9 protein-coding genes are annotated in these 12,627 nt (G+C 62.1%); 5 read left to right on the top strand and 4 right to left on the bottom strand.

Annotated features, from left to right (window positions below):
* Positions 1-23: 23 nt before the first annotated feature.
* From ATE40_RS05190 to lrp, 4 genes are all read right to left on the bottom strand, one after another.
* A complete protein-coding gene (locus ATE40_RS05190) occupies positions 24-1,310 on the bottom strand; it encodes a replication-associated recombination protein A (RefSeq protein WP_063919597.1) in 1,287 nt (428 codons plus the stop codon).
* A gap of 67 nt (positions 1,311-1,377) precedes the next feature.
* The gene (gene lolA, locus ATE40_RS05185; RefSeq protein ID WP_019454555.1) at positions 1,378-1,989 is read right to left on the bottom strand and encodes an outer membrane lipoprotein periplasmic chaperone LolA; all 612 of its coding nucleotides are present in this window, start codon (positions 1,987-1,989) and stop codon (positions 1,378-1,380) included.
* Positions 1,990-2,184: 195 nt separating this feature from the next.
* The gene (locus ATE40_RS05180; protein WP_063919121.1) at positions 2,185-5,814 is read right to left on the bottom strand and encodes a DNA translocase FtsK 4TM domain-containing protein; all 3,630 of its coding nucleotides are present in this window, start codon (positions 5,812-5,814) and stop codon (positions 2,185-2,187) included.
* 120 nt (positions 5,815-5,934) lie between these two features.
* Positions 5,935-6,429: a leucine-responsive transcriptional regulator Lrp gene (lrp, locus tag ATE40_RS05175; protein ID WP_004928318.1), complete on the bottom strand. Its 495-nt coding sequence runs from the start codon at positions 6,427-6,429 to the stop codon at positions 5,935-5,937.
* A 223-nt stretch (positions 6,430-6,652) separates the two neighbouring features.
* Between lrp and ATE40_RS24555 the strand changes: the two genes are divergently transcribed.
* The 5 genes from ATE40_RS24555 to aat all read left to right on the top strand — a co-directional run bounded on the left by ATE40_RS24555 (position 6,653) and on the right by aat (position 12,559).
* On the top strand, positions 6,653-6,925 hold the full coding sequence (locus tag ATE40_RS24555; protein ID WP_156785401.1) for a hypothetical protein: 273 nt from the start codon (positions 6,653-6,655) through the stop codon (positions 6,923-6,925).
* Positions 6,926-7,083: 158 nt separating this feature from the next.
* Complete coding sequence (trxB, locus tag ATE40_RS05170) at positions 7,084-8,055, top strand: thioredoxin-disulfide reductase (RefSeq protein WP_019454557.1); 972 nt, start codon at positions 7,084-7,086, stop codon at positions 8,053-8,055.
* Between the two features lie 240 nt (positions 8,056-8,295).
* Positions 8,296-10,062, top strand: coding sequence for a heme ABC transporter permease/ATP-binding protein CydD (gene cydD, locus ATE40_RS05165; protein WP_063919120.1), 1,767 nt, complete (start codon positions 8,296-8,298; stop codon positions 10,060-10,062).
* Between the two features lie 2 nt (positions 10,063-10,064).
* Positions 10,065-11,804, top strand: coding sequence for a heme ABC transporter ATP-binding protein/permease CydC (gene cydC / locus ATE40_RS05160; RefSeq protein ID WP_063919119.1), 1,740 nt, complete (start codon positions 10,065-10,067; stop codon positions 11,802-11,804).
* A 29-nt stretch (positions 11,805-11,833) separates the two neighbouring features.
* The gene (gene aat, locus ATE40_RS05155) at positions 11,834-12,559 is read left to right on the top strand and encodes a leucyl/phenylalanyl-tRNA--protein transferase (RefSeq protein ID WP_019454560.1); all 726 of its coding nucleotides are present in this window, start codon (positions 11,834-11,836) and stop codon (positions 12,557-12,559) included.
* The last annotated feature ends 68 nt before the right edge of the window (positions 12,560-12,627 follow it).

Below are 12,627 nucleotides of genomic sequence, written 5' to 3'. Positions count from 1 at the left end.
CTAACCTTACCGCAACGGCCAGGCTAGCGGTAGCGTTTTGTCGGGCTATTTTGATCCTGCTCAGCCAGCCATGCCAACTTTTCGCCGATTTTCCCTTCCAGCCCGCGCGAGGTCGGTTGATAGTAGCGCGTCTTGGCCATTTCAGGCGGGAAATAGTTCTCGCCGGCGGCGTAGGCGTTGGGTTCGTCGTGGGCGTAACGGTATTCCGCCCCCAGCCCCATCTCCTTCATCAGCTTGGTCGGCGCGTTGCGCAGGTGTTCCGGCACGTCATAATCGGCCTGCTCTTTGGCATCGCGCATGGCGGCTTTGAACGCGGTGTAAACCGCGTTGCTCTTCGGTGCGCAGGCCAGATAGACGATCGCCTGCGCGATGGCGCGCTCGCCTTCCGCCGGCCCCACGCGGGTAAAACAATCCCAGGCGGCGATCGCCACCTGCATGCCGCGCGGATCGGCGTTGCCCACGTCTTCAGAGGCGATCGCCAACAGACGGCGCGCCACGTAAAGCGGGTCGCCGCCGGCGGTAATAATGCGCGCATACCAATACAGCGCGGCGTCCGGCGCCGAACCGCGCACCGATTTATGCAGCGCGGAAATCAGATCGTAATAACGGTCGCCCTTATTGTCGAAGCGCGCGCTGCGCTCGCCCGACACCTCTTTCAGCAGGTCCGGCGTCAGCACCCGCACGCCCTTGGCGTCTAACTCCGCCATGTCCGCCATCATTTCCAGGCTGTTCAGCGCCCGGCGCGCATCGCCGCCCACCAACTCCGACAGCAGGCGACGCGTTTCCGCCGGCAACTCGACATTCTGGCCGCCAAAGCCGCGCGTCTTGTCATTCATGGCCTGATCCAGCACCTGGCCGATATCTTCGGCGGTCAGCGCCTTCAACAGATAGACACGGGCGCGGGACAGCAGCGCCGAGTTCAGCTCGAACGACGGATTCTCGGTGGTGGCACCGATAAAGGTGATGGTGCCGTCTTCAATGTGCGGCAGGAAAGCGTCCTGCTGGCTTTTGTTGAAGCGGTGCACCTCGTCGACGAATAGGATGGTGCGGCGGCCGGCGTCGCGGTTTTGCCGCGCCTGTTCGATCGCCTCGCGGATCTCCTTGATGCCGGAGGTCACGGCAGAAATTCGTTCGACATCCGCCTGACCGTAGCGGCCGATCAGCTCTGCCAGCGTCGTCTTCCCGGTGCCCGGCGGCCCCCATAAAATCATCGAGTGCAGCTGCCCGGCCTCAATGGCGCGCGGCAGCGGTTTGCCGGCGGCCAGCAGATGCTGCTGGCCGATGTATTGCGCTAGCGTGGTCGGCCGCATGCGCGCGGCCAACGGCTGGAACTCGTTCTGGGAAAAGTCGAGCGACAGATTATTACTCACTTGCACCTCACTGGCGCTGGTCGTCCAGCGTCACCCCCTTCGGTGGGGTAAATTTGAATTTGGCCGGATCGGCGGCGACGTTCTGCTGGCTTTTCAGCGTGTAGGAACTGCGCTGGCCGTCCTGCTCCACTGCGGCGAAGCTACGGATGGTACCGCTGTTGGTCACGCTGATGGCGAACTGCTTCAGATTGCCGCTGGCGGATTTCGGCGTCAGTTCGAAGTCATCGCCCTTTTGCTTCACGTTGTACTGTTTCCAGTCGCTGGCATTATTGCGGGTGATCAGCATGAACGGCGTATTGCCGGTGGCGTTTTTCAGCCAGGTCGCCGTGACCTGCTCAACGAACGGGTTGTAGAACCACAGGGTCTGGCCATCGGAGACCAGCACGCTCTCATCCGGCGACGTCATGTGCCAGTTGAACAGGTTCGGCCGCTTCACCCACAGCTCGCCTTCCCCCTGCTGCACCGCGGCGCCGTCGGCGCTGGTTACGGTTTGCGAGAAGCTGGCGTGGAAACTGTTCACCTTCGCCAGGCGACTTTGCAGATCCTGTGCGGCGTCGGCCAGCACGGAGGTAGAAGCGAATCCCGAAAGCAGACAGCAGGCAACTAACAGTTTTTTCATTATTCCAGATACCTTATGAAATGCGTTAACCGCAGGGCGACGCCGTGCGGGTCAAATCAACCCTTTACCCCGTTACTTTACCCGAAGCCGGCGGCCGGTCGGTAGGCCAATGTTCCGAGAAGAAACGGGTTTACGCTTCTTTGCACAAGGGCCGCTTAAGCGGCCCTTTCTTATTGAATTGCAATGGCTAAAGCATCAGTCATGCCGCGGCGGCGCCAGCACCTCGCGGTTGCCGTTGTGCCCCTGCTCACTGACGATGCCTTGCGCTTCCATCTGTTCGATGATGCGCGCGGCGCGGTTATAGCCGATGCGGAACTGGCGCTGTACGCCAGAGATGGAGGCGCGGCGTTTATCCACCACGAAATCCACCGCCTGGTCAAACAGCGGATCCAGCTCTTCGTCGCCGTCCATCCCACCGCCGGCTCCGCCCTCGCCGTCTTCGCCGCCGCTGAGAATGCCCTCTTTATATTGGGGCCGCTCGCGCGCTTTCCAATCCTTGACCACCGCGTGCACTTCCTGATCGCGCACGAATGCGCCATGTACACGCACCGGAATCGAGGAGTTCGGCGCCAGATAGAGCATGTCGCCCATCCCCAGCAAGGACTCTGCGCCGCCCTGATCGAGGATGGTGCGGGAGTCGATCTTGCTCGACACGGTAAAGGCGATACGCGTCGGAATGTTGGCCTTGATCAGGCCGGTGATCACATCCACCGACGGACGCTGGGTCGCCAGCACCAGGTGGATGCCCGCCGCACGCGCTTTCTGCGCCAGGCGAGCAATCAGCTCTTCAACCTTCTTGCCCACCGTCATGATCAGGTCGGCGAATTCGTCGACCATCACCACGATGTATGGCTCTTTCTCCAGTACCGGCGGCGTGATGTCCATGCTGTCGGTCGGCTTCCAGAACGGATCCGGGATCGGACGCCCCATCGCTTCGGCCTGATCGACACGCTCGTTGTAACCGGCCAGGTTACGTACACCCAGGGCTGACATCAGCTTGTAGCGGCGTTCCATTTCGCCCACGCACCAGCGCAGCGCGTTGGCCGCGTCTTTCATGTCGGTGACCACGTCGGTCAACAGATGCGGGATGCCTTCGTAAACCGACAGCTCCAGCATTTTCGGGTCGATCATGATAAAGCGCACTTCTTTCGGCGTGGCCTTATACAAAATGCTCAGGATCATGGCGTTGACCCCGACCGATTTACCGGAACCGGTGGTACCGGCAACCAGCAAGTGCGGCATCTTACCCAGATCCGCCACCACCGGTTCGCCGGAGATGTCCTTACCCAACACGATGGACAGCGGCGACGGGTTGTCGCGGAAGGCCGGGCAATCCAGCACTTCGCGCAGATACACCGTCTGACGTTTGGTGTTCGGCAACTCCAGACCGACGTAAGGCTTACCAGGGATCACTTCCACCACGCGCACCGCCGAAGTCGACAGCGAGCGCGCCAGATCGCGCGACAGGTTGGAAATGCGCGCCGCTTTAACCCCCGGCGCCAGATCCAACTCGAAGCGGGTGATCACCGGCCCCGGCAGGATGTCTACCACGTCGGCTTTCACGCGGTAATCGGCCAGGCTGGCCTCTACCAGGCGTGCCTTCTGTTCCAGCGCGAAGGAATCGACCGGCTCCACCTCTTTCGGCGCTTCGGTCAGCAGATCCAGCGTCGGCAGCGGCGTGGTCGGCTTCTGCAGCGGCTGATCGTTGCGCATCAGGAACGGGTGAATCAAGCTGTCCATCGCCGGATGCTGCTCGGCCTGCGGTTGCTGAGACTGTTGCGGTGCCTGCTGCGGCGACGGTTGATACGGCTGCTGCTGCGGCTGTTGGTACTGCTGCTGGTACGGTTGCTGAGGCTGGGCAGCCGGCTCCGCAGGCTCAAACTGGCCGAACGGCACATCGTCCTCTTGCTCGCTCTGCAGTTCAATGCGCTCTTCAAGCTGCGGCGACAGCGTGAACATCGGCTCGCTAGGGCCATCGTCCACCAAATCCGCCATCGGCGAGAAGCTGAAAGCATTGCGGGTATCGACCGCACTGGCGGCCGGTGCCTGCGGGGCAGACTCCTGCTGGCCGTAGCGCGCCTGCTGCTGCTCGGCGAACGCCTGACGCAGCACCGCTTCTTGCCGCGCCTCTTCGTCGTCCTGTTGATACTCTTCGCCGTAACGTTGGCTCTGCTGTTCGGCAAACGCCTTGCTCAGCTCGGCTTCCTGCAATGCACTCTCGTCATCTTGCTCCGGAGCGTAGCTTTCGCCGTAGCGCTGGCTTTGCTGTTCGGCAAACGCCTGACGCAGCGCGGCTTCTTGCAGCGCCTCTTCTTCCTGCGGGTTCACCGCCGCCGGCTGTTGAGGCTCCGCCTCGGCCTGGCGCAGCTCCTGTTCGGCCGCACGCTGCGAAGGCAGCTTGATGCCGTAAGAAGCCAGCTCACGACGGGTCGGGATACGCACCGGATTCGGCCGCGGCAACTCAGGGCCGATACCCTGTTTAACCTGCGGATTGCCGTCGCTGGTCGCCGTGAAAGCAGGCATGAAGGTGGCTGCTGCTGCACCCGCCGCGGCAGTGGCCGCCGCCGTGTCCAGCTGCGGCCTGGCGCCGGTGGCGCTGAAACCGCCCGAACCGCCGAGGTCGACGCTGTCGCGCTGCGCAGCGCTAAAATCAAAGGGAGAATGCGCCTGCGGTTGCGGCGCAGCCGGCTCTTGCCAGTTGCCAAGGCGCGGCTCATCGTCATCCTGATAAGGATCGACCGGACGCGTCGCCTTCGGCGCCGGCGTTTCTTCCGGGATCTCGAAGGAATATAGCGGCGGCGTAGCGTCTTGTGGCGGGGCGCTTACCGGGTGCTGGTTGACCGAGGCCGGGGCGGCCGGTGCCACCGTCACCGTCACCGACGGCGCCTGAACGCCAACCGGTGCAGCAACGGGCTCGTGGACCGCCGCCGTTACCGCCGGTGCAGGCGGAGCCGCCGGCGCGATTGGCGCCGCTTCAGCGTCGACTTCGTCATCGTCGGCACGCAGGCCGCTGAGCAACGGATCGGCAGCGTCTTCCGCTGCCGCTTTGGCGCTTTCGGTGACCGAAGGCGCGGAGAACAGCACGTCGTCATCGGCGGCCGCGGCTCCGGCGGCGGTCGCGGCAACCGCTGCGGCGGCGCCCTTCCCTGCCTGCTCAGGCTCGTCGTCAACGTAACGCTCGTCATCCTCGAAATAGCGTTCTTCGCGGCGTGAGCGATTGGTCATCACCGTCGCGACGCCCAGCACCGCACCGCCGATCTTCTCGGCGATCACCAGCCAGGACCAGCCGGTAAACAACGTCAGGCCTGCCGCCCACACGCACAGCAGCGCCAGCGTGGCGCCGATGCCGTTGAACCACGGCAACATGGCGTTGCTCAGCAGGCTGCCGATCACGCCGCCGGAAGCGAAGTAATAAAGATCGTCAACGTTCAGCGCCGCCAGCCCACAGGAGGTGAGCACCAGCGCCAGAGTGCCGATAAGGCGCAGTGAGAGCGCGAAATAGTCGACGTAGTCTCGGTTGCCGCGTTGGCGGTAGGCCGCCCAGCACAGAACCAGCATGATCGGCGGTATCGCGTAGGCGAGCACCCCGAAGGTGAAGAACAGCGTGTCGGCCAACCAGGCCCCAACACCGCCGCCCAGGTTGTGAATCGGCTCATGCCACGCGGTCTGCGACCAGCTTGGGTCAGACGGATTGAAGCTGACCAACGCAGCCATGAGGTAAACGGCAAAAATCGCTACCACGATCAACACAGCTTCCAGCAAACGCCGGCCACTGCTGAGTCTTTTCAGGGTAACTTCTTTATCTTCTGTATATTCCTGGCTCAAGAAAGGCTCTCCAGGTTCCTGTTAGCTGACATAGCAACAGCGCCGAGAAGCTTCCCCGGCGCCGAAACTGTATGAATAAACAGGAGTGTAACCAATTTAATCAGGTTTTGCACCTGCACCTTACCGTGTTTTGATAACCAGACGGTTACTCTGTTTCACTTCTTCCATCACTACGTAGGTACGGGTGTCGTTAACCCCCGGCAAACGCAGCAAGGTTTCGCCCAGCAGTTTGCGGTAAGCCGACATGTCCGGTACGCGGGTTTTCAACAGGTAGTCGAAATCGCCGGAAACCAGATGACACTCCTGAATCTCTTCAAGCTTCTGCACTGCCGAGTTGAATTGCTCAAACACATCCGGCGCGCCGCGGTTCAGCGTGATCTCCACGAAAACCAGCAGGGACGCATCCAGATAATGCGGGTTGAGCAATGCGGTATAGCCATGAATGAAACCCTGGCGCTCGAGACGGCGCACGCGTTCTAAACATGGTGTCGGGGATAACCCCACGCGCTTCGAAAGCTCGACGTTCGAAATACGCCCATCCTTCTGCAGCTCATTCAGGATGTTGCGGTCGATACGGTCAAGATCTTTACCCGGGCGTTTCTTGTTGTCTGCCATTATTATTGTCTCTCTTATTTTCTTCCGTGCACTTGCCACACCCTAGCCAACGTCAATGTGTAAGGGTTCGTTCCAAGCGAAGACCCGATGCCTGTCATATGCTTCTTCACTACCATCATTCCACGCCGCGCAGCCTGTCTGTCCAACCCCGCGCAGCGCCGGTAACGACGTTTCGGTCGAGAAAAAATCAGCAAACGCTTGCGCGCCCTGCTCCGCACACCTGGTGCGTATTGTCGCCTTGCGGCGTAAATACGTACGATTTGCTGGTGTTACGGGGATAATTTCTTCTTCCTATGATGTTTTCGCAAATGCGCAGCGGATTGTCAAAGTAAAAGAAGCAAAATCAGAACAACGTACCGTCATGAAAAGTCTGCATCCCATTTTTGGTTATGAATCGCTGGCAGATAAACCCCGGGCGGAAGCGGCTGAACTCGCAGAATGCGCCGTTTTTGCGCGGTGGGTGATTCGCTGGCGGACGGCGGCTTTGATAAGTTAAATTTCTGCGTTCGGCGTACGATTTACCGACAATGGACGCATTAATAGGCGACAACTATCATACAAATCGTTAACAACGTCGCCCGGCGCTTTTTTTACTGCGTCATTTTCCCTACAATCGGCTTCATTGTCCGCCATTGTGGAATAAAGAGGTTATTCATGGGCACGGCTAAACATAGCAAATTACTGATTCTGGGCTCCGGCCCGGCCGGTTACACCGCCGCCGTCTACGCGGCGCGCGCCAACCTGAACCCGGTGCTGATTACCGGTCTGGAACAAGGCGGCCAGCTGACCACCACCACCGAAGTGGAAAACTGGCCGGGCGATGCCGAAGGCCTGACCGGTCCGGCGTTGATGGAACGCATGCGCGAGCACGCGGAGAAGTTCCAGACGGAAATCGTCTTCGACCACATCAACAGCGTCGATCTGCAGCAGCGTCCGTTCCGCCTGTTCGGCGACAGCGGCGAATACAGCTGCGACGCGCTGATCATCGCGACCGGCGCTTCCGCCCGCTATCTTGGTCTGCCTTCCGAAGACGCGTTCAAGGGCAAAGGCGTTTCCGCCTGTGCGACCTGCGACGGTTTCTTCTACCGCAACCAGAAAGTCGCGGTGGTCGGCGGCGGCAACACCGCCGTTGAAGAAGCGTTGTACCTGTCCAACATCGCCGCCGAGGTTCATCTGATCCACCGCCGCGACAGCTTCCGCTCGGAGAAAATCCTGATCGACCGGCTGATGGAAAAAGTGAAAAGCGGCAACATCGTGCTGCACACCGACCACACGCTGGACGAAGTGCTGGGCGATGAAATGGGCGTGACCGGCGTGCGCATCCGCAGCACCAAAGCGGAAAACGAAACCCGTGAACTGGAGCTGGCCGGCGTGTTCATCGCCATCGGCCACAGCCCGAACACCGGCATCTTCGGTGGCCAGCTGGAGCTGGAAAACGGTTACATCAAGGTGCAGTCCGGCATTCACGGCAATGCGACCCAAACCACTATCCCCGGCGTCTTCGCTGCAGGCGACGTGATGGATCACATTTATCGCCAGGCGATCACCTCAGCCGGCACCGGCTGCATGGCGGCGCTGGATGCAGAGCGTTACCTGGACGGCATCGCCGGCGCCGAAGTCTGCTAAGACGTTCTCGTCATCAGCAAAAAGCGGCTCTCGAGCCGCTTTTTTTGTTTCTGCGTTCTGCAATCGCCCTCTCCCATCTGTTATAGCCACTTTCGCCCGCTTTATTCTTTTCAGTCTGCCGGGTGACGAGGTAACATGAGCCCTCGCTTGTTTGTCGCCGATTGCGCCAAACACTATTATTTAACAGTACGTTAACCCAGCCCGTAACAAACGGGCGCCGGCGACGCAGACGCATATCTGATGAAAAAAACCAGACAGCAACAGTTAACCCGTTGGCTTAAAACCCAGAGTTCGTTAGCGCAGCGTTGGCTGCGCCTTTCCATGCTGTTGGGGCTATTCAGCGGCCTGCTGATCGTGGCGCAGGCCTGGCTGCTGGCCAGCCTGCTGCACGCCCTGATCATCGAGCACACCCCGCGCGAACAGCTGATCCCTTCGTTTATCTGGCTGATCGTCGCGTTTGCGCTGCGGGCGCTGTTGAGCTGGCTGCGGGAGCGGGTCGGTTTCCTGTGTGGTCAGGTGATCCGTCAGCGCATGCGTCAGCAGGTGCTGGATAAACTCCAGCAGCTCGGCCCCGCGTGGATCCAGGGCAAACCGGCAGGCAGCTGGGCCAGCATCATCGTCGAGCAGATCGAGGATATGCAGGACTATTACTCGCGCTATCTGCCGCAAATGTATCTGGCGGTGTTCATCCCATTGCTTATCCTGATCGCCGTCTTCCCGATCAACTGGGCCGCAGGCATCATTCTGCTGGCGACCGCGCCGCTCATTCCGCTGTTCATGGCGCTGGTCGGCATGGGGGCCGCCGACGCCAACCGCCGCAACTTCGTGGCGCTGGCGCGATTGAGCGGCAACTTCCTCGACCGCCTGCGCGGCCTGGACACCCTGCGGCTGTTCGATCGCGCACAGGCCGAAACCGCGCAGATCGCCAAATCCTCCGAAGACTTCCGCAGCCGCACCATGGAAGTGCTGCGCATGGCCTTCCTCTCTTCCGGCGTGCTGGAGTTCTTCGCCTCGATTTCCATCGCCGTAGTGGCGGTGTATTTCGGTTTTTCCTACCTCGGCGAACTCAACTTCGGCAGCTACGGCCTCGGCGTAACGCTATTTTCCGGTTTTCTGGTGCTGATTCTGGCGCCGGAGTTCTTCCAGCCGCTGCGCGATCTCGGCGCCTTTTACCATGCCAAGGCGCAGGCGGTCGGCGCGGCGGAAGCGCTGGAAACCTTCCTCAGCGCCGAAGGCGAGCAGATGGGGAACGGCACGCGGCAGCTGCCCGCCGATCAGCCGCTTACGCTGCAGGCGAACGAGTTGGAAATCCTGTCGCCGAACGGCGTGCTGCTGGCCGGGCCGCTCAATTTCACTCTGCAGCCGCGACAGCGCGTAGCATTGGTCGGGCTGAGCGGCGCCGGTAAAAGCTCGCTGCTCAACCTGCTGCTCGGCTTCCTGCCCTACCGTGGGTCGCTGACCGTCAACGGCGTCGAGCTGCGTGAACTGTCCGCAGAAAACTGGCGTCAACAGCTCAGTTGGGTCGGGCAAAACCCGCATTTGCCGGCGCAAACCCTGCGCGCCAATATCCTGTTGGGCTGCCCGCAGGCCGACGAAGCGCAGCTGCAGCAGGCGGTGGAACACGCCTACGTCAGCGAACTGCTGCCCTATCTGCCGCAGGGGCTCGACACCGAAGTGGGCGACAACGCCGCTCGCCTGTCGGTCGGCCAGGCGCAGCGCGTGGCGGTCGCCCGGGCGCTGATCGGCCCGCGCCGCCTGCTGCTGCTGGATGAGCCGGCCGCCAGCCTCGATGCCCATAGCGAACAGCGGGTAATGCTGGCGCTGAACGCCGCTTCGCATCAGCAAACCACCCTGCTGGTGACGCATCAGCTGGAAGATACCGAAGACTACGACCAGATTTGGGTGATGGATGATGGGCGTATCGCGCAACAGGGCAATTACGCCACCCTCAGCGCCCAACCGGGCCTGTTCGCCAGTCTGATCGCCCATCGCCGCGGGGAGCTTTAATCATGCGCGTTTTGCTGCCGTTTTTGGCGTTGTATCGCCGCCATAGCCTGCTGATTAGCCTGGGCATCCTTTTAGCGATCGTCACCCTGCTGGCCAGCATCGGCCTGCTGGCGCTCTCCGGCTGGTTCCTGGCCGCGTCTTCGCTGGCCGGATTGGCGGGTCTGCTGACCTTCAACTACATGCTGCCGGCCGCCGGCGTGCGCGGCGCAGCGATCTTCCGCACCGCCGGGCGCTACGCCGAGCGCGTGGTCAGCCACGACGCCACCTTCCGCGTGCTGTCGCATCTGCGGGTGTTCACCTTCAGCAAGATCCTGCCGCTGACGCCGGGCGGCATCGCCCGCTTCCGCCAGGCCGACCTGCTCAACCGCCTGGTGGCGGACGTGGACACGCTGGATCACCTTTATCTGCGGGTGATTTCACCGCTGGTAGGTGCGGCGGCGGTGATCCTGGTGGTCACCTACGGCCTGAGCTGGCTGGATCCCGCGCTCGCCCTGACGCTGGGCGGCATTCTGTTGCTGCTGTTGCTGCTGGTGCCGCCGGTATTCTATCGCGCCGGCAAACCGATCGGTGGCCAACTCACCGCCCTGCGCGGCCAATACCGCACCGAGCTGACCGCCTGGCTACAGGGGCAGGCGGAGCTGGTGGTGTTCGGCGCCGTCAACGACTTCCGCCAGACGCTGAACGCCACCGAGCAGCTGTGGCAACGCCGCCAGTGGCAGCAGACCTCGCTGAGCGGCAAGGCGCAGGCGCTGATGATCCTCGCCAGCGGGCTGACGGTGACGCTGCTGCTGTGGCTGACCGCCGCCGGCATCGGCGGCGATGCCGAGCCCGGCGCGCTGATCGCGCTGTTTGTCTTCGCCGCGCTGGCGTCGTTCGAAGCGCTGATGCCGGTCGCCGGCGCCTTCCAGCACCTCGGCCAGGTGATCGCCTCCGCCACGCGGGTCAAACAGATTATCGATCGCCAGCCGGAAGTGACCTTCCCGGCCGCCGGTCCGGCCGCCGCCGATCGGGCGCTGCTCAGCCTGCAGCAGTTGAGCTTCACCTACCCCGATCAGCCGCAGCCGGTGCTGCGCGACGTTACGCTCGAAGTCGCAGCCGGCGAACACATTGCCTTACTCGGCCGCACCGGCTGCGGCAAGTCCACCCTGCTGCAGCTGCTGACCCGCGCATGGCGCACCGACGGCGGAAAAATTCTGCTCAACGGCGAACCGCTGGAGGATTATGATGAAACCACGCTGCGCCGGATGACCACGGTCGTCAGCCAGCGGGTGCACATCTTCAGCGATACGCTGCGGGAAAACCTGCGGCTGGCCGCACCGGATGCCGACGACGCTCGCCTGAGCGAGGTGTTGCAGCAGGTGGGGCTGGGCAAACTGCTGGACAGTGACGGCGGGCTGAACGCCTGGCTGGGCGAAGGCGGCCGCCAGTTGTCCGGCGGTGAACAGCGCCGTTTGGGCATCGCCCGCGCGCTGCTGCACCCAGCCCCGCTGCTGCTGCTTGACGAACCCACCGAAGGGTTGGACGCCGAGACCGAGCAGCAGATTCTGGCGCTGCTGCGCCAGCATTGTCAGGGCAAGACGCTGATTCTGGTGACGCACCGCCTGTATGGTCTGGAGCATCTCGATCGCATTTGCGTAATGGACGACGGCCAGATTGTCGAACAGGGCGATCACGCCACCCTGATGAGCCAGCAGGGCCGCTATGCCCGCTTTCGCAACCGTATCAGCAACCTGGCGCCGTAATCGGCCCGTAGAGGACGCAGAGGCCCTGTATGCGCATCGTTAAGCTCTCCCCGCAGTCGCTGGCGTTTCCCTCGCCTGAGGGCGCCCTACGCGATCCTAACGGCCTGCTGGCGATCGGCGGCGACCTCACGGCGCCGCGGCTGCTGGCGGCCTACGAGCGCGGCATCTTCCCCTGGTACTCGCCGGGGGAAGCGATATTGTGGTGGTCGCCCGATCCGCGCGCGGTGCTGTTCCCGGCCGAGTTTCATCTCAACCGCAGCCTGAAACGCTTTCTGCGCCACGACCCGTTTCGCATCACGCTCAATCACGACTTCGCCGCAGTGATCGCCGCCTGCGCCCATCGCCCGGACGAAGGCACCTGGATCGGCCCGGAGGTGCAGCGCGCCTATCTGCACCTGCATCGTCTCGGCTACGCCCACTCGGTGGAGGTATGGCAGGATGATCAATTGGTTGGCGGCATGTACGGCGTGGCGCAGGGCGCGTTGTTCTGCGGCGAATCGATGTTCAGCCGCGTCACTAACGCCTCCAAATGCGCATTAATGGCCTTTTGCCGCCATTTTGCCGCTTATGGCGGGGAATTGATTGACTGCCAGGTGCTGAACGCTCACACTGCCCGCCTTGGCGCGCGTGAAATTCCGCGCCGTCAATTTTTGCAGCAGCTCAGCACCCTTCAACGGCGGCCCCTGGCGCCGGCGTGCTGGGAAGCGCAAGTCATATCCCCACAGCCGGTTGAACCGCCCTCCCCAGCAAACTAATTGGTGGAAACGGTGCAATGTTCACCGACACATCTTTACATAATGGGGGTTTTTCGGCATTATCTTGC

The organism is Serratia surfactantfaciens, from assembly GCF_001642805.2.
GTDB classification, from domain to species: Bacteria; Pseudomonadota; Gammaproteobacteria; order Enterobacterales; family Enterobacteriaceae; genus Serratia; species Serratia surfactantfaciens.
The sequence above is the reverse complement of the archived record's forward strand: the minus strand, read 5'-3'. Positions and strand labels throughout refer to the sequence as shown.

Excerpts from the sequence above, each read along its gene's own strand:
- aat (WP_019454560.1), top strand. The coding sequence starts at position 11,834 with ATGCGCATCGTTAAGCTCTCCCCGCAGTCGCTGGCGTTTCCCTCGCCT.
- lrp (WP_004928318.1), bottom strand. The coding sequence starts at position 6,429 with ATGGCAGACAACAAGAAACGCCCGGGTAAAGATCTTGACCGTATCGAC.
- cydC (WP_063919119.1), top strand. The coding sequence starts at position 10,065 with ATGCGCGTTTTGCTGCCGTTTTTGGCGTTGTATCGCCGCCATAGCCTG.
- ATE40_RS05190 (WP_063919597.1), bottom strand. The coding sequence starts at position 1,310 with ATGCGGCCGACCACGCTAGCGCAATACATCGGCCAGCAGCATCTGCTG.
- cydD (WP_063919120.1), top strand. The coding sequence starts at position 8,296 with ATGAAAAAAACCAGACAGCAACAGTTAACCCGTTGGCTTAAAACCCAG.
- lolA (WP_019454555.1), bottom strand. The coding sequence starts at position 1,989 with ATGAAAAAACTGTTAGTTGCCTGCTGTCTGCTTTCGGGATTCGCTTCT.
- trxB (WP_019454557.1), top strand. The coding sequence starts at position 7,084 with ATGGGCACGGCTAAACATAGCAAATTACTGATTCTGGGCTCCGGCCCG.